This window comes from Escherichia sp. Lx600-2 (assembly GCF_036662595.1).
Classification (GTDB): Bacteria; Pseudomonadota; Gammaproteobacteria; order Enterobacterales; family Enterobacteriaceae; genus Escherichia; species Escherichia coli.
The window spans coordinates 1-22,783 of record NZ_JAYQWM010000042.1; the positions used below are offsets into that span (position 1 = coordinate 1).

24 protein-coding genes are annotated in these 22,783 nt (G+C 51.2%); 13 read left to right on the plus strand and 11 right to left on the minus strand.

The window, feature by feature from the left end:
• Positions 1-47 precede the first annotated feature (47 nt).
• Genes OQV04_RS15340 through rfaQ form a run of 4 tightly spaced genes read right to left on the minus strand, consistent with a single transcriptional unit; the run spans position 48 to position 3,509 of the window.
• Positions 48-497 (minus strand): glycosyltransferase, encoded by a 450-nt coding sequence (locus tag OQV04_RS15340; RefSeq protein ID WP_442899665.1) that lies wholly within the window; start codon positions 495-497, stop codon positions 48-50.
• 42 nt (positions 498-539) lie between these two features.
• Positions 540-1,337: a lipopolysaccharide core heptose(I) kinase RfaP gene (gene rfaP / locus OQV04_RS15345; RefSeq protein ID WP_001295235.1), complete on the minus strand. Its 798-nt coding sequence runs from the start codon at positions 1,335-1,337 to the stop codon at positions 540-542.
• Positions 1,330-2,454 carry a glycosyltransferase family 4 protein gene (locus tag OQV04_RS15350; RefSeq protein WP_000634249.1) on the minus strand — a complete coding sequence of 375 codons (1,125 nt, stop codon included), beginning with the start codon at positions 2,452-2,454 and terminating at the stop codon, positions 1,330-1,332. Before OQV04_RS15350 ends, rfaP begins: the two co-directional genes overlap by 8 nt.
• Entirely contained in the window at positions 2,451-3,509 is a 1,059-nt protein-coding gene (gene rfaQ, locus OQV04_RS15355) for a lipopolysaccharide core heptosyltransferase RfaQ (RefSeq protein WP_071999277.1), read from the minus strand. Before rfaQ ends, OQV04_RS15350 begins: the two co-directional genes overlap by 4 nt.
• A 412-nt stretch (positions 3,510-3,921) precedes the next feature.
• On the opposite strand from rfaQ, the gene waaA reads away from it, so the two are divergent.
• Positions 3,922-5,199 carry a lipid IV(A) 3-deoxy-D-manno-octulosonic acid transferase gene (gene waaA, locus OQV04_RS15360; RefSeq protein ID WP_032281849.1) on the plus strand — a complete coding sequence of 426 codons (1,278 nt, stop codon included), beginning with the start codon at positions 3,922-3,924 and terminating at the stop codon, positions 5,197-5,199.
• 7 nt (positions 5,200-5,206) lie between these two features.
• The gene (coaD, locus tag OQV04_RS15365) at positions 5,207-5,686 is read left to right on the plus strand and encodes a pantetheine-phosphate adenylyltransferase (protein WP_001171873.1); all 480 of its coding nucleotides are present in this window, start codon (positions 5,207-5,209) and stop codon (positions 5,684-5,686) included.
• Between the two features lie 38 nt (positions 5,687-5,724).
• Here the strand turns inward: coaD and mutM are convergent, their stop codons facing one another.
• The 4 genes from mutM to radC all read right to left on the minus strand — a co-directional run bounded on the left by mutM (position 5,725) and on the right by radC (position 7,941).
• Positions 5,725-6,534 carry a bifunctional DNA-formamidopyrimidine glycosylase/DNA-(apurinic or apyrimidinic site) lyase gene (gene mutM, locus OQV04_RS15370; protein ID WP_028132074.1) on the minus strand — a complete coding sequence of 270 codons (810 nt, stop codon included), beginning with the start codon at positions 6,532-6,534 and terminating at the stop codon, positions 5,725-5,727.
• Between the two features lie 97 nt (positions 6,535-6,631).
• Positions 6,632-6,799 carry a 50S ribosomal protein L33 gene (gene rpmG / locus OQV04_RS15375; RefSeq protein WP_001051798.1) on the minus strand — a complete coding sequence of 56 codons (168 nt, stop codon included), beginning with the start codon at positions 6,797-6,799 and terminating at the stop codon, positions 6,632-6,634.
• 20 nt (positions 6,800-6,819) lie between these two features.
• The gene (gene rpmB / locus OQV04_RS15380) at positions 6,820-7,056 is read right to left on the minus strand and encodes a 50S ribosomal protein L28 (protein WP_000091955.1); all 237 of its coding nucleotides are present in this window, start codon (positions 7,054-7,056) and stop codon (positions 6,820-6,822) included.
• A 216-nt stretch (positions 7,057-7,272) separates the two neighbouring features.
• On the minus strand, positions 7,273-7,941 hold the full coding sequence (gene radC / locus OQV04_RS15385) for a RadC family protein (protein ID WP_001297375.1): 669 nt from the start codon (positions 7,939-7,941) through the stop codon (positions 7,273-7,275).
• Positions 7,942-8,112: 171 nt separating this feature from the next.
• On the opposite strand from radC, the gene coaBC reads away from it, so the two are divergent.
• The 3 genes from coaBC (at position 8,113) to slmA (ending at position 10,472) form a co-directional block, all read left to right on the plus strand.
• On the plus strand, positions 8,113-9,333 hold the full coding sequence (gene coaBC, locus OQV04_RS15390) for a bifunctional phosphopantothenoylcysteine decarboxylase/phosphopantothenate--cysteine ligase CoaBC (protein ID WP_000050121.1): 1,221 nt from the start codon (positions 8,113-8,115) through the stop codon (positions 9,331-9,333).
• The gene (gene dut / locus OQV04_RS15395; protein ID WP_000976070.1) at positions 9,311-9,769 is read left to right on the plus strand and encodes a dUTP diphosphatase; all 459 of its coding nucleotides are present in this window, start codon (positions 9,311-9,313) and stop codon (positions 9,767-9,769) included. Before coaBC ends, dut begins: the two co-directional genes overlap by 23 nt.
• Before the next feature lie 106 nt (positions 9,770-9,875).
• Positions 9,876-10,472, plus strand: coding sequence for a nucleoid occlusion factor SlmA (slmA, locus tag OQV04_RS15400; RefSeq protein ID WP_000818601.1), 597 nt, complete (start codon positions 9,876-9,878; stop codon positions 10,470-10,472).
• 36 nt (positions 10,473-10,508) lie between these two features.
• On the opposite strand, the gene pyrE is transcribed toward slmA, so the two are convergent.
• Complete coding sequence (gene pyrE / locus OQV04_RS15405) at positions 10,509-11,150, minus strand: orotate phosphoribosyltransferase (RefSeq protein ID WP_000806177.1); 642 nt, start codon at positions 11,148-11,150, stop codon at positions 10,509-10,511.
• Between the two features lie 65 nt (positions 11,151-11,215).
• Positions 11,216-11,932, minus strand: a complete 717-nt coding sequence (gene rph, locus OQV04_RS15410; RefSeq protein ID WP_001247089.1) for a ribonuclease PH — start codon at positions 11,930-11,932, stop codon at positions 11,216-11,218.
• A 126-nt stretch (positions 11,933-12,058) separates the two neighbouring features.
• Here rph and OQV04_RS15415 point away from each other — a divergent pair, with 126 nt between their 5' ends.
• The 3 genes from OQV04_RS15415 (at position 12,059) to OQV04_RS15425 (ending at position 14,877) form a co-directional block, all read left to right on the plus strand.
• The gene (locus OQV04_RS15415; RefSeq protein WP_000621336.1) at positions 12,059-12,922 is read left to right on the plus strand and encodes a YicC/YloC family endoribonuclease; all 864 of its coding nucleotides are present in this window, start codon (positions 12,059-12,061) and stop codon (positions 12,920-12,922) included.
• Between the two features lie 221 nt (positions 12,923-13,143).
• Positions 13,144-13,968, plus strand: coding sequence for a DNA damage-inducible protein D (gene dinD, locus OQV04_RS15420; protein ID WP_001297973.1), 825 nt, complete (start codon positions 13,144-13,146; stop codon positions 13,966-13,968).
• Between the two features lie 291 nt (positions 13,969-14,259).
• Entirely contained in the window at positions 14,260-14,877 is a 618-nt protein-coding gene (locus tag OQV04_RS15425; RefSeq protein WP_000924289.1) for a trimeric intracellular cation channel family protein, read from the plus strand.
• Here the strand turns inward: OQV04_RS15425 and ligB are convergent.
• Positions 14,874-16,556 carry an NAD-dependent DNA ligase LigB gene (gene ligB, locus OQV04_RS15430; RefSeq protein WP_032281851.1) on the minus strand — a complete coding sequence of 561 codons (1,683 nt, stop codon included), beginning with the start codon at positions 16,554-16,556 and terminating at the stop codon, positions 14,874-14,876. The genes OQV04_RS15425 and ligB overlap by 4 nt on opposite strands.
• A 257-nt stretch (positions 16,557-16,813) precedes the next feature.
• On the opposite strand from ligB, the gene gmk reads away from it, so the two are divergent.
• From gmk to recG, 5 genes are read left to right on the plus strand one after another with little or no spacing between them, the layout of a single operon-like run.
• Positions 16,814-17,437 carry a guanylate kinase gene (gmk, locus tag OQV04_RS15435; protein ID WP_032281852.1) on the plus strand — a complete coding sequence of 208 codons (624 nt, stop codon included), beginning with the start codon at positions 16,814-16,816 and terminating at the stop codon, positions 17,435-17,437.
• Positions 17,438-17,491: 54 nt separating this feature from the next.
• Entirely contained in the window at positions 17,492-17,767 is a 276-nt protein-coding gene (gene rpoZ, locus OQV04_RS15440) for a DNA-directed RNA polymerase subunit omega (protein ID WP_000135058.1), read from the plus strand.
• An 18-nt stretch (positions 17,768-17,785) separates the two neighbouring features.
• A complete protein-coding gene (gene spoT, locus OQV04_RS15445) occupies positions 17,786-19,894 on the plus strand; it encodes a bifunctional GTP diphosphokinase/guanosine-3',5'-bis pyrophosphate 3'-pyrophosphohydrolase (protein ID WP_000280473.1) in 2,109 nt (702 codons plus the stop codon).
• Positions 19,895-19,900: 6 nt separating this feature from the next.
• Entirely contained in the window at positions 19,901-20,590 is a 690-nt protein-coding gene (trmH, locus tag OQV04_RS15450) for a tRNA (guanosine(18)-2'-O)-methyltransferase TrmH (protein ID WP_001070174.1), read from the plus strand.
• A gap of 5 nt (positions 20,591-20,595) precedes the next feature.
• Positions 20,596-22,677: an ATP-dependent DNA helicase RecG gene (gene recG, locus OQV04_RS15455; RefSeq protein WP_032281853.1), complete on the plus strand. Its 2,082-nt coding sequence runs from the start codon at positions 20,596-20,598 to the stop codon at positions 22,675-22,677.
• Positions 22,678-22,783 lie beyond the last annotated feature (106 nt).

The window sequence follows — 22,783 nt, forward strand, 5'->3', positions numbered from 1 at the left end:
ATGATGTCCCTCTGGGATGCGCTCCGGATGAATATGATGATCTCATATCAGGAACTTGTTCGCACCTTCCCTAAGAGTTCTTTAATACTACCCTTGCAAGCAATATCTGCATCAAGATATAGTATTTTTTCATGTTTATTATAGAAATAGTCTGCAATTATAAATCGAAAATATGTAGCGTAAGTCCAGTTTTTCGTGCTTGGTAATGACTTCAGCTTATCACAATTGATAACATAAATATTAATTCTTGAATTATATTGTTTTGCTAAATCGGAAAAATATAACTTGTCTTTATCACTGATATAATCTGTGAAAACATGAAATTCACAAGAGATTTCTCTATTGTTTAATAGAATAGATGCGATGGCTACACCACATCCAAAAAGAAAATTTCTGTCAATACCAAATGCTATATCAAGAGTATTTTTAGATCTTATATTTTGATAATGAAAATTATACTCAAAAAGGATGATGTCACTATCATTGAGTTGAGACATATTTATTCTGTATCCAAAATTTTGGCAAAAATAAGTTACGGGTTACAACGATTTTCGAATCGTTCTTTCCCTGATTTTTGTGGCTTTTGCTTCTGCTTGCGACAGCAGTCCTTGTTCCTGCTTGAGAATGTCTTTAAGCGGGGCGGCAAAATACACTTTCATAAACCGCCAGATATCCCGCTGAGTCAGGCCGATATTCATCGAAGAAAAATAAAGCCCTATAAGATCTTTATCGCGCCAACGACGTGGAACGCGCGTGCGAAGCTGCGCCCGGTGCAGGTCAATTACCGAAATTTTTAACTCCTCTTCCTTACCGGAAAAAGGCAAGTGCAACAGGAAATGACAGATATAACAGTCACGGTGGTTAATGCCCGCAGCATGCATATCGCGCACCATCGTCGCGACACGCTTAATAAGCATACGCTTTACGCGAACATCTGGAGGGTTAGTCGCCCAGTCAGCACAGTAATCTTCCAGACTTATGGTTGGTGTCAGATCTTCGGTAATAATAAATGAAGTTCTGGTCAGCGGATTCATGCCTTTTTCGCCAAATGCCACCCCATACATAGTATCAACGCCGACATCCCGCAGTCGATGAATCGCATTCCATTCGCGGTCTGCGCCTAATACTGGCATCCGCAATGAGAGTAAATTTTTGATTATCTCTTTCAGGGTCGTGCCGCGATGCCATTTGAGAAAATAGCTTTTGCCCGCCATTTCAAAGCGCAGAGTACGGCGAGTTTCCAGTTCACGAAATACCTCACCCTGCAAGGTTTTAACTTCCTCAAAAGGATCTTTACCGCGCCATAACGTGGCAAACGGCTCTTTAAGTTCAACCATCCAGACCACCCGTTATGATATCCGCCGCTTTCTCTGGCAGACTGTATAAATCTTGTGTATCAGCATAATGTCGCGCATTTTCCGCCCAGGCCTGGCGCAATGAAGATTGCGTTAACGCTTTGCGTAAAATCTCATTCAATGTTTCCTGGCGGAATGGCTCAACAATAGCCTCGCCGCAATTGGCCTCGACAATATAATGCGCATAGCCACAAACGGCTGTTGTTAGTACCGGTAATCCTGCAGTAATCGCTTCCAGCAGCACAATTCCCGCCGCTTCCTGGTAGGCAGGATGCAGTAATAAATCCGCCGCCGCCATTAATTCCGAGACATCGTTGCGCCCCGAGAAGAAGTGAACATTACTGCGCACGCCGCGTTTTTCTGCCAGCGCCTCAAATTTTCGCGGTTTATCCTGCCCAACAACATATAGCAATGTGTTGTGGCGCAGCGAATCCGGTAACGAAGCAAGTGCTTCAATGGAACGATCGACACCTTTACGCGTGAAGTCTGAACCGACCTGCAACAATAAATATTGTTGTTCGGTTATTCCATTCTTCTTACGGAAGATTTCACGGCTATTAGCTGGCTGCTGGCTATATTTACGATCAGGATAAATCCCCGGTGGCAGAATATGAAAACGCTCCGCTTCAGTCTGATAATGTTTCTGGAAATCGGCGATTTGCTTATCTGTCAGCATCAGCAGCTGTGTCGGCTTGCCCTGTTCGAAGGTTGCCCGCTCAAAGGCGGCATAATGGCGATAACGTGACGTCAGGCGATAGAAAAAGCCTTTTTCCTGCGCTACTTTCTCGGCATAACAAACATCAGCGGCATAATAAACGTCCAGCCCCGGCATTTTATTGAATCCAACGACTTTATCGACGGGATGTTCGCGTAAATGTTTTTGCACCCAGGCAAAATACTCCGCATTGCGCCCGTGATTGGTATGCGATTTAACCGGCACTTTGATCAGTTCAAATACATCAGGGCATTCGCCTTCCCACGACTGGGTATAAACCCGAACATGATGACCTCGGGCGGCGACTGTCTGAGCAATACGCATAAAATCGCGCTGCAAACCGCCAAAGGGAAAATATTTATATAAACAAAAAGCAACGATCATAACGACGTACCTGTCGTGGAGGAGGGCAGTAATTTATCGACAGCAGCAATGATATCTGCCGCCGGAATAACCGAAAGATACATCTCATTTCGGTCACGCTGATCGCGCGTTGGCATTTCCCGGTAATCTCCCGCCCAGAATTGAATCATGTTATTTGACCAGGGACGCCAGAAAATATGGTCTGTCGCACCAAACAGCGATATCAGCGGCGTATTAACTGCAGCGGCAATATGCGCCGGTGCGGAATCAACGCCAATAAACAGCTGCGCATGATCGATTAACGCACCAAGTTCCGGGAAGGTCACCTTTCCAGCCAGCGCCGTTACTGGTGGCGTCTGGCATCCCTGCGCAATTTCATTGACGCAGGCCAGATCGTCTTTATCTGGGCCGGACGTCAGAACGACTTCATAACCACGAGCATGTAAGGCATCAATCACAGCGGAAAACTTGGCGTTGTCCCAGCATTTGAAGATTTGCCGCGCCGTAGGTTGGATAACCACATAATTTTGTCCAACACCAGCGTGATCAAGTTCGCGACGCATACGTTTCCAGCTTGCAGGCGGGTAACTCATGGTTGTCTGCTTCACCAACGAATCAAGTCCCAATGGTGTCAGCACGGATAAGTTACTTTCCACCACATTTCCACCCTGCAACGGCACCAAATGGGTGAAACTTTTACGCCAAAAAGCAGACTGCCGATGATGATAATCCTGGGAAATTTTCACACGGGCATTTAATAAGCGAACCAGTATAGCAACCATCCATTGATCGGTAAGATTGACGATAAGGTCATACTTATTGGCACGTAATACCTTGATGAGATGAAAAAAGTTGGCAATTTTTTCTGAGGCTTTTGCTTTTTTATTTTTTATGCCGTAGAGCGCGTTAATCTCTGGATTTTCAGACAGGATCGGGATGGTGTCCTGATAAAGCAGCACATCGATTTTTGCGTCAGGGTAATTTTTTTTCAGCGAACTAATGACGGGAGTAGTTAATAACATATCCCCATGAAAACGCATCTTAATGAGCAAAATTCTTCGAAATGGCTTATCCACAAGTAACTCTTTTTGTTGAGATTATCCGATTAAGGTGAAGCAGAAAAAGCACGCTACCGCCCCAGGCTCAACAGCTACCTGAATACTGATACCGCACTGATATTGACGCGCTAGTGTATCACTTCTTTCGCGGCAATCCGACCCGAATGATTTTTAAGCACACTGTTGATTTTCAATAAAGAAATCAATCAAATATAATCATTAGCAACCATATTCTTTCACTGTTGCTCTGCGATTTCTTCCTGCACGTACAGCAGAAATCAATGAATCGCATAAAAATACAAAAAAAGTATAGATGTTCAGCAAGAATTGGCGGGTAAATTGCTATTTAAGTCAAAAACGGGAAAAGTAATGGTAAAGCCACAGCTAAATACATAGAATCCCCAGCACATCCATAAGTCAGCTATTTACTATGCTCGAATTGCTTTACACCGCCCTTCTCTACCTTATTCAGCCGCTGATCTGGATACGGCTCTGGGTGCGCGGACGTAAGGCTCCGGCCTATCGAAAACGCTGGGGTGAACGTTACGGTTTTTACCGCCATCCGCTAAAACCAGGCGGCATTATGCTGCACTCCGTCTCCGTCGGTGAAACTCTGGCGGCGATCCCGTTGGTGCGCGCGCTGCGTCATCGTTATCCTGATTTACCGATTACCGTAACAACCATGACGCCAACCGGTTCGGAGCGCGTACAATCGGCTTTCGGGAAGGATGTTCAGCACGTTTATCTGCCGTATGATCTGCCCGATGCACTCAACCGTTTCCTGAATAAAGTCGACCCTAAACTGGTGTTGATTATGGAAACCGAACTATGGCCTAACCTGATTGCGGCTCTACATAAACGTAAAATTCCGCTGGTGATCGCTAACGCGCGACTCTCTGCCCGCTCGGCCGCAGGTTATGCCAAACTGGGTAAATTCGTCCGTCGCTTGCTGCGTCGTATTACGCTGATTGCCGCCCAAAATGAAGAAGATGGTGCACGTTTTGTGGCGCTGGGCGCAAAAAATAACCAGGTAACCGTTACCGGTAGCCTGAAATTCGATATTTCTGTAACGCCGCAGTTGGCTGCTAAAGCCGTGACGCTGCGCCGCCAATGGGCACCACACCGCCCGGTATGGATTGCCACCAGCACTCACGAAGGCGAAGAGAGTGAGGTGATCGCCGCACATCAGGCATTGTTACAGCAATTCCCGAATTTATTGCTCATCCTGGTACCCCGTCATCCAGAACGCTTCCCGGATGCGATTAACCTTGTCCGCCAGGCTGGACTAAGCTATATCACACGCTCTTCAGGGGAAGTCCCCTCCACCAGCACGCAGGTTGTGGTTGGCGATACGATGGGCGAGTTGATGTTACTGTACGGCATTGCCGATCTCGCCTTTGTTGGCGGTTCACTGGTTGAACGTGGTGGGCATAATCCGCTGGAAGCTGCCGCACACGCAATTCCGGTATTGATGGGGCCGCATACTTTTAACTTTAAAGACATTTGCGCGCGGCTGGAGCAGGCAAGCGGGCTGATTACCGTTACCGATGCCACTACGCTTGCAAAAGAGGTTTCCTCTTTACTCACCGACGCCGATTACCGTAGTTTCTATGGCCGTCATGCCGTTGAAGTACTGTATCAAAACCAGGGAGCGCTACAGCGTCTGCTTCAACTGCTGGAACCTTACCTGCCACCGAAAACGCATTGAGGTTGTTATGCAAAAACGGGCGATTTATCCGGGTACTTTCGATCCCATTACCAATGGTCATATCGATATCGTGACGCGCGCCACGCAGATGTTCGATCACGTTATTCTGGCGATTGCCGCCAGCCCCAGTAAAAAACCGATGTTTACCCTGGAAGAGCGTGTTGAGCTGGCACAGCAGGCAACCGCGCATCTGGGGAACGTGGAAGTGGTCGGGTTTAGTGATTTGATGGCGAACTTCGCCCGTAATCAACACGCTACGGTGCTGATTCGTGGCCTGCGTGCGGTGGCGGATTTTGAATATGAAATGCAGCTGGCGCATATGAATCGCCACTTAATGCCGGAACTGGAAAGTGTGTTTCTGATGCCGTCGAAAGAGTGGTCGTTTATCTCTTCATCGTTGGTGAAAGAGGTGGCGCGCCATCAGGGCGATGTCACCCATTTCCTGCCGGAGAATGTCCATCAGGCGCTGATGGCGAAGTTAGCGTAGCGTTTATGCCGGATGGTATGCCATCCGGCGCGCATGAATTACTTCTGGCACTGCCGACAATAAAACGTTGCCCGCTGCGCATGTTTAGTCGCCACAATCGGCGTACCGCACACCCGACAGGGCTCGCCTTTTCGCCCGTAAACCTGCAATTCCTGCGCGAAATAGCCCGGTTTACCATCACTTTGCAGAAAATCTTTCAGCGTTGTACCGCCCTGCTCAATCGAACGCAGCAACACCGCTTTAATCACCCGAGCCAGCAATTCGCACTCCGCCAGCGACAGTGATGACGCCAGCCGATTCGGATGGATCCCCGCCGCAAACAGAGATTCGCTGGCATAGATATTCCCTACGCCTACCACCAGCTTGTTATCCATCAGCCACGGTTTAATCGCCGTTTTTTTCTTCGCGCACTTCTGATGCAGATACTCACCATTGAAATCGACGCTAAGCGGCTCCGGCCCAAGATGAGCCAGCACGTTGTGCCCTTCCAGCTCTTTGGTCCACAGCCAGGCACCAAAGCGGCGCGGATCGGTGTAGCGCAGCACTTTACCGTTGCTCATCACCAAATCCACATGGTCATGCTTTTCAGGGGGAAGTTCTTCTGGAAGGATACGCAGGCTGCCAGACATCCCCAAATGAATGATAATCCAGCCCTCAGGCAGCTCCAGCAGCAGATATTTAGCCCGCCGCTGCACGCTAAGCACTGGTTGATCGCTTAATCGGTAGATCTCTTCTGAAACCGGCCAGCGCAAGCGTCCGTTGCGCACCACCGCATGAAGAATGGTTGCACCAACGAGATGCGGTTCTATGCCGCGGCGGCTGGTTTCAACTTCGGGTAATTCAGGCATAGCATCTCCAGGAATGAACAGATGCAATCAATATGGGGGCAAGCAGATAACAAAAAACCCCGCCGGAGCGAGGTTTTTCGTTACATCAAAGCGAGAATTATTTGATTTTCGCTTCTTTGTAGATCACGTGCTGGCGAACAACTGGATCGAATTTTTTCAGTTCCAGTTTTTCCGGCTTAGTACGTTTGTTCTTCGTAGTGGTATAGAAGTGACCAGTACCAGCAGAAGAAACCAGCTTGATTTTCTCACGAATACCTTTAGCCATGATTTATTTCCTCTAAGTACTTAGTACTTTTCGCCACGGGCACGCAGTTCAGCCAGAACTGTATCGATGCCTTTTTTATCGATTACACGCATACCTTTAGCAGATACGCGCAGGGTGACAAAACGCTTCTCGCTCTCAACCCAGAAACGGTGAGAGTGCAGGTTCGGCAGGAAACGGCGTTTAGTCGCGTTCAGTGCGTGGGAACGGTTGTTACCGGTCACCGGACGCTTGCCAGTAACTTGGCAGACTCGGGACATGTCTATTCTCCAAAAATCAAATTAGCTCGAGCTTCGTATGGGGTATTGGCGCCTCGTCAGGCTTTACAGCCCGGTCATCGCAGTTCTATGTGAACTCTCGATTGCCAGGCCCAAATGCCAAACCCGAGATTCTCAAAGGTGGCGTAGTATACGCTGACTCAGCGATGTGCTCAAGTCCCGAACAGACAAAGATCCCGAAGGATCGCGCATAGCGGGTTAAATCCAGCCGCGTTCGGCAAAAGAAACATACTCTCCACGCCCAATCACGATATGGTCGAGCACGCGTAAATCCATGAACTGACAACTCTTTATTATCCGTTCAGTAATGAGTTTATCCGCTTTACTGGGTTCAGCACAACCCGAAGGGTGATTATGTGCAAGGATCAGCGCCGAGGCGTTTATTTTTATCGCTTCGCGGATAATTTCCCGAGGATGGACTTCAACATGGTTTAGCGTGCCGGAAAAAAGACGGCTATGCGTTATAACCCGGTGTTGTGAGTCGAGAAAGATCACCATAAAGATCTCCCGCTCCTCACCCGTGAGCTGGCTTTGTAAAAATTCCCGCGTCATCTCCGGGCTGAGTAAAGGGCTTTCTTCACGCATCCGCACGTTGTAGTAACGCCGCGCCAGTTCAGCAATCCCCTTTAACTGGGCAAATTTCGCCACGCCAATTCCATGAACACCACTAAATTGTTCATATTCAGAGGTTAACAAGCCATAAAGAGAGCCGAAATTCTCCAGCATCTCTTTTGCCAGGGTTAATACATCTTTACCGCGCGTTCCGGTACGCAGAAATAGCGCCAGCAGCTCGACATCCGTTAAGGCGCTAATACCAAACTTCAGCATTTTTTCGCGCGGCATCAACAGCTGTGCATTGTTTTTCACCTTCACCTCCTTTGTGGTGCTCGCATCCTGTCATAGCCGTTCCGTTAAATCGACGGCCAGTTTTCAATCCTGGAAAGCGCCTCGCAAAGTGATTCTCAGGTGAAGGCACGACAACAAAAGTATTGTGATAAAATCGCCAACTTCTGGTGTCACCCAACAGGAAAAATCATCATGAGCCTGGCCGGTAAAAAAATCGTTCTCGGCGTTAGCGGCGGTATTGCTGCCTATAAAACCCCTGAACTGGTGCGTCGTTTGCGCGATCGCGGGGCCGACGTCCGCGTAGCCATGACCGAAGCGGCAAAAGCCTTTATCACCCCACTTAGCTTGCAGGCGGTTTCTGGTTATCCCGTTTCCGACAGTCTGCTGGACCCGGCAGCCGAAGCCGCTATGGGCCATATTGAGCTGGGTAAATGGGCTGATTTAGTGATTCTCGCCCCTGCCACGGCAGATTTGATTGCCCGTGTTGCTGCCGGAATGGCGAATGATCTGGTATCGACGATTTGTCTGGCTACACCTGCGCCTGTAGCCGTGATCCCCGCCATGAACCAGCAGATGTACCGTGCCGCTGCCACGCAGCATAATTTAGAGGTGCTTGCTTCCCGTGGTTTGCTCATCTGGGGGCCAGACAGTGGCAGTCAGGCTTGTGGTGATATCGGTCCTGGGCGAATGCTCGATCCGTTAACCATTGTGGATATGGCGGTGGCGCATTTTTCGCCCGTCAACGACCTGAAACATCTGAACATTATGATTACCGCCGGCCCGACGCGTGAACCGCTCGATCCGGTGCGTTATATCTCTAATCACAGCTCCGGCAAGATGGGTTTTGCTATCGCCGCCGCCGCTGCCCGTCGTGGCGCGAACGTCACGCTGGTATCAGGTCCGGTTTCACTACCGACGCCACCGTTTGTTAAACGTGTTGATGTGATGACTGCGCTGGAAATGGAAGCCGCCGTGAATGCTTCTGTACAGCAGCAAAATATTTTTATCGGCTGCGCCGCCGTGGCGGATTATCGCGCAGCTACCGTGGCCCCAGAAAAAATCAAAAAGCAGGCCACGCAGGGTGATGAATTAACAATAAAAATGGTTAAAAACCCCGATATCGTCGCAGGCGTTGCCGCACTAAAAGACCATAGACCCTACGTCGTTGGATTTGCCGCCGAAACAAATAATGTGGAAGAATACGCCCGGCAAAAACGTATCCGTAAAAACCTTGATCTGATCTGCGCGAACGATGTTTCCCAGCCAACTCAAGGATTTAACAGCGACAACAACGCATTACACCTTTTCTGGCAGGACGGAGATAAAGTCTTACCGCTTGAGCGCAAAGAGCTCCTTGGCCAATTATTACTCGACGAGATCGTGACCCGTTATGATGAAAAAAATCGACGTTAAGATTCTGGACCCGCGCGTTGGGAAGGAATTTCCGCTCCCGACTTATGCCACCTCTGGCTCTGCCGGACTTGACCTGCGTGCCTGTCTCGACGACGCCGTAGAACTGGCTCCGGGTGACACTACGCTGGTTCCGACCGGGCTGGCGATTCATATTGCCGATCCTTCACTGGCGGCAATGATGCTGCCGCGCTCCGGATTGGGACATAAGCACGGTATCGTGCTTGGTAACCTGGTAGGATTGATCGATTCCGACTATCAGGGCCAGTTGATGATTTCCGTGTGGAACCGTGGTCAGGACAGCTTCACCATTCAACCTGGCGAACGCATCGCCCAGATGATTTTTGTTCCGGTAGTACAGGCTGAATTTAATCTGGTGGAAGATTTCGACGCCACCGACCGCGGTGAAGGCGGCTTTGGTCACTCTGGTCGTCAGTAACACATACGCATCCGAATAACGTCATAACATAGCCGCAAACATTTCGTTTGCGGTCATAGCGTGGGTGCCGCCTGGCAAGTGCTTATTTTCAGGGGTATTTTGTAACATGGCAGAAAAACAAACTGCGAAAAGGAATCGTCGCGAGGAAATACTTCAGTCTCTGGCGCTGATGCTGGAATCCAGCGATGGAAGCCAACGTATCACGACGGCAAAACTGGCCGCCTCTGTCGGCGTTTCCGAAGCGGCACTGTATCGCCACTTCCCCAGTAAGACCCGCATGTTCGATAGCCTGATTGAGTTTATCGAAGATAGCCTGATTACTCGCATCAACCTGATTCTGAAAGATGAGAAAGACACCACAGCGCGCCTGCGTCTGATTGTGTTGCTGCTTCTCGGTTTTGGTGAGCGTAATCCTGGCCTGACCCGCATCCTCACTGGTCATGCACTGATGTTTGAACAGGATCGCCTGCAAGGGCGCATCAACCAACTTTTCGAGCGTATTGAAGCGCAGCTGCGTCAGGTATTGCGTGAAAAGAGAATGCGTGAGGGTGAAGGTTACACCACCGATGAAACCCTGCTGGCAAGCCAGATCCTGGCCTTCTGTGAAGGTATGCTGTCACGTTTTGTCCGCAGCGAATTTAAATACCGCCCGACGGATGATTTTGACGCCCGCTGGCCGCTAATTGCCGCGCAGTTGCAGTAATATGACGCCGGATGACTTTTCATCCGGCGAGTTTCTTTAAACGCCGAACTCTTCGCGATAGGCCTTAACCGCCGCCAGATGTTCCGCCATTTCTGGCTTCTCTTCCAGGTAAGCAATCAAGTCTTTCAGGGTAATGATAGAGATCACCTTGCAGTTGTAATCACGCTCAACTTCCTGAATCGCCGAAATCTCGCCGCGCCCCCGTTCCTGACGATCAAGCGAAATCAATACGCCAGCAAGCGTCGCGCCATTAGCCTGAATAATCTCCATCGACTCGCGAATCGCCGTTCCGGCGGTGATCACATCATCTACCAGCATTACGCGTCCTTGTAACGCGCTACCAACCAGATTGCCGCCTTCACCGTGGTCTTTTGCCTCTTTGCGGTTAAAGCAGTACGGCAGGTCAAGGTCATGATGCTCCGCCAGCGCCACGGCGGTAGTGGTGGCAATCGGGATCCCTTTGTAAGCAGGGCCAAACAGCAGATCGAACTCAATGCCGGAATCCACCAACGCTTCAGCGTAAAAACGGCCTAACAGTGCCAGATCGCGCCCGGTATTAAACAGCCCGGCGTTGAAGAAATAGGGGCTTTTGCGCCCGGACTTCAGCGTAAACTCGCCAAACTTTAACACCTGCTTGCTAAGCGCAAATTCAATAAACTGGCGCTGATATGGTTTCATGCCTTCGCTCCTCATCTTACTTTTCTACAGACAAAAAAAAGGCGACTCATCAGTCGCCTTAAAAATCAGTTTGCCAGCGCCGCCTTCTGCGTCGCTACAATGGATTCGATTCCCCCTCGGGCCAGCGCCAACAAGGTGAGTAACTCTTCATGGGTGAACGGCTCGCCTTCTGCCGTCCCCTGCACTTCAATGATGCGCCCGTCTTCGGTCATCACTACGTTCATGTCGGTCTCTGCGGCTGAGTCTTCAACGTATTCCAGATCGCAAATTGCTTCGCCGTTAACAATACCGACAGAAACCGCGGCTACCATCCCTTTCATTGGATTGGTTTTCAGCTTGCCGTTTTCCACCAGCTTCTGTAACGCATCTGCCAGCGCCACGCAGGCACCCGTAATCGAAGCGGTACGCGTGCCACCATCCGCCTGAAGCACGTCGCAGTCCAGCGTAATGGTGAACTCACCCAGCGCTTTCAAATCTACTGCCGCACGAAGAGCACGGGCGATCAGACGCTGGATTTCCATTGTGCGTCCACCCTGCTTACCTTTCGCCGCTTCACGAGCGTTACGGGTGTGGGTAGAACGCGGCAGCATACCGTACTCTGCGGTGATCCAGCCCTGGCCCTGACCTTTCAGGAAGCGCGGCACGCCTTCTTCAATAGAGGCGGTACACAACACTTTGGTATCGCCAAATTCGACCAGCACCGAGCCTTCTGCATGTTTTGTATAGTTACGAGTCAGGGTAACGGGACGCACCTGATTATTGCTACGGCCTGCTGGACGCATATTGAAATCTCCGGCTTGAAACAAATGTGGCTGCGCATTATACGGACTTCCGGCGGTTATTCCTATCCTGAGAAGGCATCGATGGCTATAATCCTTCCACCTCTCCTTTTATAAACAGGAACGTCTATGATCCGCAGTATGACCGCCTACGCCCGGCGTGAAATCAAGGGTGAATGGGGGAGCGCAACCTGGGAAATGCGCTCGGTAAACCAGCGTTATCTGGAAACTTACTTTCGTCTGCCGGAGCAGTTCCGTAGCCTTGAACCTGTCGTTCGCGAGCGTATTCGTTCTCGCCTGACACGCGGTAAAGTGGAATGTACCCTGCGCTATGAGCCAGATGTTAGCGCGCAAGGTGAGCTGATCCTCAACGAAAAACTGGCTAAACAGCTGGTAACTGCCGCGAACTGGGTAAAAATGCAGAGTGACGAAGGGGAAATCAACCCGGTTGATATTCTACGCTGGCCGGGCGTGATGGCAGCCCAGGAGCAGGATCTCGACGCGATTGCCGCTGAAATTCTCGCGGCGTTGGATGGTACGCTGGACGACTTTATCGTCGCGCGCGAAACCGAAGGTCAGGCACTGAAAGCATTGATCGAGCAGCGTCTGGAAGGCGTCACCGCCGAAGTGGTCAAAGTCCGCGCCCATATGCCGGAAATCCTGCAATGGCAGCGTGAGCGTCTGGTCGCGAAGCTGGAAGATGCTCAGGTGCAGTTGGAAAACAACCGTCTGGAGCAGGAGTTGGTTCTGCTGGCACAACGAATTGACGTTGCCGAAGAACTGGACCGCCTCGAAGCGCATGTTAAAGAGACGTACAACATTCTGAAGAAAAAAGAAGCGGTTGGCCGTCGTCTGGACTTTATGATGCAGGAGTTCAACCGCGAGTCGAACACTCTTGCGTCGAAATCTATCAATGCCGAAGTGACAAACTCTGCCATCGAGCTGAAAGTGTTGATTGAGCAAATGCGTGAGCAGATTCAGAACATTGAATAACTCGTAACGCCAATTCTTACTTTTCAGCCTTCACAAATGCCGCCCACTCAAACAGAGCGGCATTTTTCTTCCCCGCAACTTTCAATTCTGTTTTGCGTGCCTGCTCCAGATTTTGCGATGTCTTTTTGCCCAGCACAGTGAGAACGTGAGATACTCACAACTGTATATAAATACAGCTACAGATTTACTTTCTTTGCAATCGATATCACATGGAGTGGGCAATGAACGAACATCATCAACCTTTTGAAGAAATACGGCATTATGGCACTGAAGGGCAAGAATTTTGGTCAGCGAGAGAATTGGCACCGTTACTGGATTATCGGGACTGGCGCAATTTTCAAAAGGTACTGGCCCGCGCGACTCAAGCGTGCGAAGCCAGCAATCAAGCTGCATCTGACCATTTCGTTGAAACCACCAAAATGGTTGTATTAGGTTCAGGGGCTCAACGAGAACTTGAAGATGTTCATCTCTCCCGCTATGCCTGTTACCTGGTAGTACAAAACGGCGACCCTGCGAAACCGGTTATTGCGGCAGGGCAAACTTATTTTGCTATCCAGACCCGACGGCAGGAGCTGGCTGACGATGAAGCTTTCAGGCAACTTCGTGAAGACGAAAAGCGTCTTTTTCTGAGAAATGAATTGAAAGAACATAACAAACAATTAGTTGAGGCAGCGCAGCAAGCTGGGGTAGCGACAGCTATCGATTTCGCCATATTTCAGAATCATGGTTACCGGGGGCTGTATGGTGGATTAGATCAGAAAGCTATTCATCAGCGGAAGGGGCTGAAAAAGAGTCAGAAGATCCTGGATCATATGGGTTCAACAGAACTGGCGGCTAATCTCTTTCGAGCTACCCAAACAGAAGAAAAACTTAAGCGGGATGGCGTGAATTCAAAACAGCAAGCTAACACCACACACTTTGACGTAGGTCGCAAGGTGAGGCAAACCATTCAGGAACTTGGCGGAACCATGCCTGAGGAGTTGCCGACCCCGCAGGTCAGCATTAAGCAGTTGGAAAACAGTGTAAAAATTACAGAGAAAAAATAGCAGAAACTAAAAACTCTTTTTGTTGATTGAGACACCCGATGCGTAAGCCAAAGTCCAGGTGCGGTGAATACAATAGCTAAACATTGCACCTTTCTTTTCCACCCCTCAGTTTTAACCTATTTTTTCTTATGCATTTTCTCAGACAAGAAGTCAGAAGAATGCATCTCCGCTACAGAAAATAGCGATTTCACATAACTACAAGTTATCAATTCCCCCTCACCTTAAAAAATCTCAATCGTGACAATACGCACAAATCGCTACCCTGCCAGACAGATTTTTAGGGAGAGAACCATGCTGTTACACATTTTGTATTTGGTTGGCATTACTGCCGAAGCCATGACGGGGGCGCTGGCGGCCGGGCGACGGCGCATGGATACATTTGGCGTAATTATTATTGCGACCGCCACCGCAATTGGCGGAGGGTCAGTGCGCGATATTCTGCTGGGCCACTATCCGCTTGGCTGGGTCAAACACCCGGAATATGTGATTATCGTCGCTACCGCCGCAGTACTCACCACTATCGTTGCTCCTGTAATGCCTTACCTGCGCAAAGTGTTTCTGGTGCTCGATGCGCTCGGACTGGTGGTCTTTTCTATCATTGGCGCACAGGTTGCACTGGATATGGGGCACGGCCCAATTATTGCCGTTGTCGCGGCGGTAACCACCGGCGTGTTTGGCGGCGTTTTGCGCGATATGTTCTGTAAACGCATCCCTCTGGTATTCCAGAAAGAGTTGTATGCCGGTGTCTCATTTGCCTCCGCCGTGCTGTACATCGCGCTGCAACACTATGTTTCTAACCATGATGTGGTGATTATCTCCACCCTGGTATTCGGCTTTTTTGCCCGTTTACTGGCGCTACGTCTTAAGCTGGGATTACCGGTCTTTTACTACAGCCACGAAGGTCACTAAGGTTCAAAACCGGTGATCTGCTGGGCAGCCAGCCAACTGCCCAGCTTCTTGATTTGCGCATTTTCCTTCCATTCAATAACCTGCCTGGCGCGTCCCGATCCAGTCCCCGGCAGCTGCTGCCAGAACTGTTCCGTGCTAAATAAAAGTTGCGACCAGGACCGTTCATCACTGGCATTAAGCGCCACCCGGGTTAGCGGTATTCCCATTGCCATCACCCAGCGAGTAAAAGGCTGCTTACGAGCCTGATTAAACTGATGCCATAACTGCGCACTTTTACTTTTCGCGATCCCCGGCGTGTTCTGTAATTGCTCTGGCGTTAATAAAAGCCAGGAAAAGATATGCTCAAAGCGATGAGTCTGATGCAGCGCGCGCCAACCGGCCTCACCAATGCCATCCAGCCCCAGAACCTGTTTTGACCCCAGCCAGACTAAGCGTGAAATGAACTGTTCCTGACAAACATCAGAAGCAAAGTAGCAGGTCAACGAGTTAAAGCGGTTTTCTGGTGGTGTCGGTTTTGTACGTTCTGCACCGCGCCAGACCACATCATCAATGCGAGGAATACCCTGACCGGCAAGGCTGACGAGGATCTGATCACCAGGTGCAATATCCCACTCCTGCCAGCGCCTGACGGAACCAATATGCACCCGCTGGACTTTTTTATCATCCAGCATGACAGGTGCGAGTGACGCAACCACCGATATTTTACCGCTCTTACCCACCGCAAACTGAATCGCCTTCACTTCGGCAACCTGAGCTACAGGTTGATATTTCCAGGCCACCAGCCACTCCGCCTGGCCCGGTAGCCAATGACGGGATTCGGGTTCCTTAGCCCCTCGCACAACCACGCCATCGGTGACGAAGGGTAATTTCGCTTTCCACCACTCATTGCGTACGCGCGCAACCTCATCAGCATTTTTAACCGCACGGGTATACCTCTGCGTTAGAGTAAAACCTGCGGTAGCCAGCTCCTTTAAACGATCGGTCATTAACTGCGGTCCATCCGGCCATGCCCAGACAAAAACAGCCAGTGAGTTTAGCGTGTCGCTATTCCCCTGTCGCATCATCAGGCCAGCAACTTTTGCGCGGGCATTTATTCCCCCCATTTGTTGTTGGATATGCCCCTCGCGCTGGAGAAATATTTCCCCCTGAAGCGTACTGTTGGCTAAAGGCCCGCTAACGGTTTGCGGCACAGCGGAAATTAAGCTAACTTTCTGCGTCCAGTCCTCGCCTTTCAGGCCATTACCGCGACTGATTGCTTTGTTCAGTTTCCCGTCCCGATAAACCAGGGTTACCGCAACGCCATCAACTTTTGGCTGCACCCAAAGATCGCTACGTTCTCGCATCCACAGACTTAATGCGTTTTTATCCACCATTTTGCGTACACCCGTATGGGCAACCGGATGCATAACCGCACCATTTAAAGGCGGCATCATGACGTCGCGGGGCTCGCTCCCAAAGCAGCGTTGCCACTGCGTAAGACGGGCGCTTAACTGATCGTAAACACCGTCTTCCACCTCACTTTTTCCTTCCTTCCAGTAGTCATCGTCCCACTGTTTTATTTGCTGTTGCAGGCGGGAAATTTCTTCCTGTGCTCTGGCTGGCGACCAGGCCGGACAGACCGCCCACACAGATGATTGCCAGCACAAGATACTTATTAATATCGCCATCCATACTTTCATCATCACCTCCGCTGTAGATAGTCAGGCAGATATACAACGTGATGAAAGCAAAGCCGAGTGGCAAAAACGGAGTCTGCGAGGACGCTTCCTGAAAATCGTCTTTATTGCAGTGAATGACAGGCAAATGCGGAAGCAGCTACGCAAAACGCAACAACTTTGCGCAAAAAGTGTGAGCAAGGGCTACGTCACATGCCCGCGCCGTGTATAATAAGCTCGTATGTAGGCTTTATTTCGCTAATCACATACGAAAGATACTCATGGCTCAAGGCACGCTTTATATTGTTTCTGCCCCCAGTGGCGCGGGTAAATCCAGCCTGATTCAGGCTTTATTAAAAACCCAACCGTTGTATGACACCCAGGTTTCTGTTTCACACACCACACGCCAACCGCGTCCTGGTGAAGTCCACGGTGAACATTATTTCTTTGTTAATCATGATGAATTTAAAGAAATGATTAGCAGAGATGCGTTCCTCGAACACGCAGAAGTTTTTGGTAATTACTATGGCACTTCGCGTGAGGCCATTGAGCAAGTACTGGCGACCGGTGTCGATGTATTTCTCGATATCGACTGGCAGGGCGCGCAGCAAATTCGCCAGAAGATGCCGCACGCGCGGAGTATCTTTATTTTACCGCCGTCCAAAATTGAACTGGACCGCCGTCTACGCGGTCGCGGTCAGGACAGCGAAGAGGTCATTGCAAAGCGTATGGCGCAAGCTGTTGCAGAAATGAGCCATTACGCCGAATATGATTATCTGATTGTGAATGATGACTTCGATACCGCGTTGACCGATTTGAAGACCATTATTCGCGCCGAACGTCTGCGCATGAGCCGCCAAAGGCAGCGTCATGACGCTTTAATCAGCAAATTGTTGGCAGACTGAACCTGATTTCAGTATCATGCCCAGTCATTTCTTCACCTGTGGAGCTTTTTAAGTATGGCACGCGTAACTGTTCAGGACGCTGTAGAGAAAATTGGTAACCGTTTTGACCTGGTACTGGTCGCCGCGCGTCGCGCTCGTCAGATGCAGGTAGGCGGAAAGGATCCGCTGGTACCGGAAGAAAACGATAAAACCACTGTAATCGCGCTGCGCGAAATCGAAGAAGGTCTGATCAACAACCAGATCCTCGACGTTCGCGAACGCCAGGAACAGCAAGAGCAGGAAGCCGCTGAATTACAAGCCGTTACCGCTATTGCTGAAGGTCGTCGTTAATCACAAAGCGGGTCGCCCTTGTATCTGTTTGAAAGCCTGAATCAGCTGATTCAAAACTACCTGCCGGAAGACCAAATCAAGCGTCTGCGGCAGGCGTATCTCGTTGCACGTGATGCTCACGAGGGGCAAACACGTTCAAGCGGTGAACCCTATATCACGCACCCGGTAGCTGTTGCCTGCATTCTGGCCGAGATGAAACTCGACTATGAAACGCTTATGGCAGCGCTGCTGCATGACGTGATTGAAGATACTCCCGCCACCTACCAGGACATGGAACAGCTTTTTGGTAAAAGCGTCGCCGAGCTGGTAGAGGGTGTGTCGAAACTTGATAAACTCAAGTTCCGCGATAAGAAAGAGGCGCAGGCCGAAAACTTTCGCAAGATGATTATGGCGATGGTGCAGGATATCCGCGTCATCCTCATCAAACTTGCCGACCGTACCCACAACATGCGCACGCTGGGCTCACTTCGCCCGGACAAACGTCGCCGCATCGCCCGTGAAACTCTCGAAATTTATAGCCCGCTGGCGCACCGTTTAGGTATCCACCACATTAAAACCGAACTCGAAGAGCTGGGTTTTGAGGCGCTGTATCCCAACCGTTATCGCGTAATCAAAGAAGTGGTGAAAGCCGCGCGCGGCAACCGTAAAGAGATGATCCAAAAAATCCTCTCTGAAATCGAAGGGCGTTTGCAGGAAGCGGGAATACCGTGCCGCGTCAGTGGTCGCGAGAAGCATCTTTATTCGATTTACTGCAAAATGGTGCTCAAAGAGCAGCGTTTTCACTCGATCATGGACATCTACGCTTTCCGCGTGATCGTCAATGATTCCGACACCTGTTATCGCGTGCTCGGCCAGATGCATAGCCTGTATAAGCCGCGTCCGGGTCGCGTGAAAGACTACATCGCCATTCCAAAAGCGAACGGCTATCAGTCGTTGCACACCTCGATGATTGGCCCGCACGGCGTGCCGGTTGAGGTCCAAATCCGTACCGAAGATATGGATCAGATGGCGGAGATGGGTGTTGCCGCGCACTGGGCTTATAAAGAGCACGGCGAAACCAGCACGACTGCTCAAATCCGCGCCCAGCGCTGGATGCAAAGCCTGCTGGAGCTGCAACAAAGCGCCGGTAGCTCGTTTGAATTTATCGAGAGCGTTAAATCCGATCTCTTCCCGGATGAGATTTACGTTTTCACACCGGAAGGGCGCATTGTCGAACTGCCTGCCGGTGCAACGCCCGTCGACTTCGCTTATGCAGTGCATACCGATATCGGTCATGCCTGCGTGGGCGCACGCGTCGACCGCCAGCCTTACCCGCTGTCGCAGCCGCTTACTAGCGGTCAAACCGTTGAAATCATTACCGCACCGGGCGCTCGCCCGAATGCCGCGTGGCTGAACTTTGTCGTTAGCTCGAAAGCGCGCGCCAAAATTCGTCAGTTGCTGAAAAACCTCAAGCGTGATGATTCTGTAAGCCTGGGCCGTCGTCTGCTCAACCATGCTTTGGGTGGTAGCCGTAAGCTGAATGAAATCCCGCAGGAAAATATTCAGCGCGAGCTGGATCGTATGAAGCTGGCAACGCTTGACGATCTGCTGGCAGAAATCGGACTTGGTAACGCAATGAGCGTGGTGGTCGCGAAAAATCTGCAACATGGGGACGCCTCCATTCCACCGGCAACCCAAAGTCACGGACATCTGCCCATTAAAGGTGCCGATGGCGTGCTGATCACCTTTGCGAAATGCTGCCGCCCTATTCCTGGCGACCCGATTATCGCCCACGTCAGCCCCGGTAAAGGTCTGGTGATCCACCATGAATCCTGCCGTAACATCCGTGGCTACCAGAAAGAGCCAGAGAAGTTTATGGCTGTGGAATGGGATAAAGAGACGGCGCAGGAGTTCATCACCGAAATCAAGGTGGAGATGTTCAATCATCAGGGCGCGCTGGCAAACCTGACGGCGGCAATTAACACCACGACTTCGAATATTCAAAGTTTGAATACGGAAGAGAAAGATGGTCGCGTCTACAGCGCCTTTATTCGTCTGACCGCTCGTGACCGTGTGCATCTGGCGAATATCATGCGCAAAATCCGCGTGATGCCAGACGTGATTAAAGTCACCCGAAACCGAAATTAATGTTTTATGAACCCAACACGTTATGCACGCATCTGCGAAATGCTCGCCAGGCGGCAGCCTGATCTGACCGTCTGCATGGAGCAGGTCCACAAACCTCATAACGTTTCTGCGATTATTCGTACCGCAGATGCCGTTGGCGTACATGAAGTTCACGCCGTCTGGCCTGGTAGCCGCATGCGTACCATGGCCTCTGCGGCGGCGGGTAGCAACAGTTGGGTGCAGGTGAAAACGCACCGCACCATTGGCGATGCCGTCGCTCATCTCAAAGGCCAGGGCATGCAAATTCTGGCAACCCATCTTTCTGATAACGCTGTCGATTTTCGCGAAATTGATTACACTCGCCCGACCTGCATTTTGATGGGTCAGGAGAAAACGGGCATCACTGAGGAAGCGTTGGCCCTGGCGGATCGGGACATCATCATTCCGATGATTGGCATGGTGCAATCGCTGAATGTTTCCGTTGCCTCAGCCCTCATTCTTTACGAAGCCCAGCGCCAGCGGCAAAATGCGGGCATGTACCTGCGTGAAAACAGCATGTTGCCGGAAGCAGAGCAACAACGCCTGTTGTTTGAAGGCGGCTATCCGGTGCTGGCGAAAGTCGCAAAACGCAAAGGCCTGCCTTACCCCCACGTCAATCAGCAAGGCGAGATCGAAGCTGATGCCGACTGGTGGGCTACTATGCAGGCTGCAGGGTAAGTGCCATGAAAGGTCGCCTGTTAGATGCTGTCCCGCTCAGTTCCCTAACGGGCGTTGGCGCAGCGCTTAGTAACAAGCTGGCGAAAATCAACCTGCAGACTGTGCAGGATCTACTCTTACACCTTCCCCTGCGCTACGAAGATCGCACCCATCTCTACCCCATCGGAGAACTACTGCCGGGCTTTTATGCCACGGTGGAAGGCGAAGTGCTGAACTGCAATATCACCTTCGGCGGCCGCCGGATGATGACCTGCCAGATCAGCGACGGTTCCGGCATTCTCACCATGCGCTTTTTCAACTTCAACGCGGCAATGAAAAATAGCCTGGCGACGGGCCGCCGCGTGCTGGCCTATGGAGAAGCAAAGCGCGGTAAATATGGTGCGGAGATGATCCACCCGGAATACCGCGTGCAGGGCGATCTCAGTACGCCAGAGTTGCAGGAAACGCTCACGCCGGTTTATCCAACAACCGAAGGCGTAAAGCAGGCCACGCTGCGTAAATTAACCAACCAGGCGCTGGATCTGCTCGACACCTGCGCCATTGAAGAACTCCTGCCGCCGGAACTGTCACAAGGAATGATGACGCTACCGGAAGCGTTGCGCACTTTGCACCGCCCGCCGCCGACGCTGCAACTTAGCGATCTGGAAACCGGGCAGCATCCGGCGCAACGTCGTCTGATTCTGGAAGAACTGCTGGCGCATAACCTCAGCATGTTAGCCTTACGCGCCGGAGCGCAACGTTTCCATGCCCAGCCGCTGAGCGCCAATGACACGCTGAAAAATAAACTTCTTGCCGCCTTACCGTTCAAGCCAACGGGCGCTCAGGCTCGCGTGGTGGCGGAGATCGAGCGCGATATGGCGCTGAATGTGCCGATGATGCGCCTGGTACAGGGCGATGTAGGTTCCGGTAAAACGCTGGTCGCTGCCCTCGCCGCGCTGCGTGCGATTGCCCACGGCAAACAGGTGGCATTGATGGCACCAACCGAATTACTCGCCGAACAGCACGCCAATAACTTCCGTAACTGGTTTGCACCGCTCGGTATCGAAGTGGGCTGGCTCGCCGGTAAGCAGAAAGGCAAAGCGCGACTGGCACAGCAGGAAGCCATCGCCAGCGGTCAGGTGCAGATGATTGTCGGCACCCACGCCATTTTCCAGGAACAGGTGCAGTTTAACGGCCTGGCGCTGGTGATTATCGACGAACAGCATCGCTTTGGCGTGCATCAGCGTCTGGCATTGTGGGAGAAAGGCCAGCAACAGGGCTTCCATCCGCATCAGTTGATCATGACCGCCACGCCGATCCCCCGCACGCTGGCGATGACTGCGTATGCTGATCTCGATACATCAGTCATTGATGAACTGCCGCCTGGCCGTACTCCAGTGACTACCGTTGCTATCCCGGATACACGCCGCAACGACATTATCGACCGCGTGCGCCACGCCTGCATGACTGAAGGGCGTCAGGCGTACTGGGTTTGTACGTTGATTGAAGAGTCAGAGTTACTGGAAGCGCAGGCGGCGGAAGCCACCTGGGAAGAGTTGAAACTGGCCTTACCGGAACTGAACGTTGGTCTGGTACACGGGCGGATGAAACCTGCCGAGAAACAGGCGGTGATGGCGTCGTTTAAACAAGGTGAGCTACACCTGCTGGTTGCCACTACCGTTATTGAAGTCGGTGTTGATGTGCCTAACGCCAGTCTGATGATTATCGAAAACCCGGAGCGTCTGGGTCTGGCGCAGTTGCACCAGCTACGTGGGCGTGTAGGTCGTGGCGCGGTGGCTTCTCACTGCGTGCTGCTCTACAAAACGCCGCTTTCTAAAACGGCGCAAATTCGCCTGCAAGTGCTGCGCGACAGCAACGACGGTTTTGTGATTGCGCAAAAAGATCTGGAGATTCGCGGCCCTGGCGAATTGTTAGGTACACGTCAGACGGGTAATGCTGAATTTAAAGTGGCGGATTTACTGCGCGATCAGGCGATGATCCCGGAAGTTCAGCGCTTGGCACGCCATATTCACGAACGTTACCCACAACAGGCAAAAGCCCTGATAGAACGCTGGATGCCGGAGACGGAACGTTACTCGAATGCGTAAAAGGCGGCAGTGAGAAGACCGCCATTTCAGGTTACCCTACCTTCCTGCCGGATGCGATTCATCACCCTACAAATTCAATAAATTGTGAATCAATGCGCAGCCTTGA

Coding starts and splice junctions, on each gene's coding strand:
- gmk (WP_032281852.1), top strand. CDS start 16,814: ATGGCTCAAGGCACGCTTTATATTGTTTCTGCCCCCAGTGGCGCGGGT.
- OQV04_RS15350 (WP_000634249.1), bottom strand. CDS start 2,454: ATGATCGTTGCTTTTTGTTTATATAAATATTTTCCCTTTGGCGGTTTG.
- waaA (WP_032281849.1), top strand. CDS start 3,922: ATGCTCGAATTGCTTTACACCGCCCTTCTCTACCTTATTCAGCCGCTG.
- dinD (WP_001297973.1), top strand. CDS start 13,144: ATGAACGAACATCATCAACCTTTTGAAGAAATACGGCATTATGGCACT.
- recG (WP_032281853.1), top strand. CDS start 20,596: ATGAAAGGTCGCCTGTTAGATGCTGTCCCGCTCAGTTCCCTAACGGGC.
- dut (WP_000976070.1), top strand. CDS start 9,311: ATGATGAAAAAAATCGACGTTAAGATTCTGGACCCGCGCGTTGGGAAG.
- rph (WP_001247089.1), bottom strand. CDS start 11,932: ATGCGTCCAGCAGGCCGTAGCAATAATCAGGTGCGTCCCGTTACCCTG.
- trmH (WP_001070174.1), top strand. CDS start 19,901: ATGAACCCAACACGTTATGCACGCATCTGCGAAATGCTCGCCAGGCGG.
- mutM (WP_028132074.1), bottom strand. CDS start 6,534: ATGCCTGAATTACCCGAAGTTGAAACCAGCCGCCGCGGCATAGAACCG.
- OQV04_RS15425 (WP_000924289.1), top strand. CDS start 14,260: ATGCTGTTACACATTTTGTATTTGGTTGGCATTACTGCCGAAGCCATG.
- coaD (WP_001171873.1), top strand. CDS start 5,207: ATGCAAAAACGGGCGATTTATCCGGGTACTTTCGATCCCATTACCAAT.
- pyrE (WP_000806177.1), bottom strand. CDS start 11,150: ATGAAACCATATCAGCGCCAGTTTATTGAATTTGCGCTTAGCAAGCAG.
- ligB (WP_032281851.1), bottom strand. CDS start 16,556: ATGAAAGTATGGATGGCGATATTAATAAGTATCTTGTGCTGGCAATCA.
- OQV04_RS15340 (WP_442899665.1), bottom strand. CDS start 497: ATGTCTCAACTCAATGATAGTGACATCATCCTTTTTGAGTATAATTTT.
- rpoZ (WP_000135058.1), top strand. CDS start 17,492: ATGGCACGCGTAACTGTTCAGGACGCTGTAGAGAAAATTGGTAACCGT.
- OQV04_RS15415 (WP_000621336.1), top strand. CDS start 12,059: ATGATCCGCAGTATGACCGCCTACGCCCGGCGTGAAATCAAGGGTGAA.
- rfaP (WP_001295235.1), bottom strand. CDS start 1,337: ATGGTTGAACTTAAAGAGCCGTTTGCCACGTTATGGCGCGGTAAAGAT.
- rpmB (WP_000091955.1), bottom strand. CDS start 7,056: ATGTCCCGAGTCTGCCAAGTTACTGGCAAGCGTCCGGTGACCGGTAAC.
- rpmG (WP_001051798.1), bottom strand. CDS start 6,799: ATGGCTAAAGGTATTCGTGAGAAAATCAAGCTGGTTTCTTCTGCTGGT.
- coaBC (WP_000050121.1), top strand. CDS start 8,113: ATGAGCCTGGCCGGTAAAAAAATCGTTCTCGGCGTTAGCGGCGGTATT.
- slmA (WP_000818601.1), top strand. CDS start 9,876: ATGGCAGAAAAACAAACTGCGAAAAGGAATCGTCGCGAGGAAATACTT.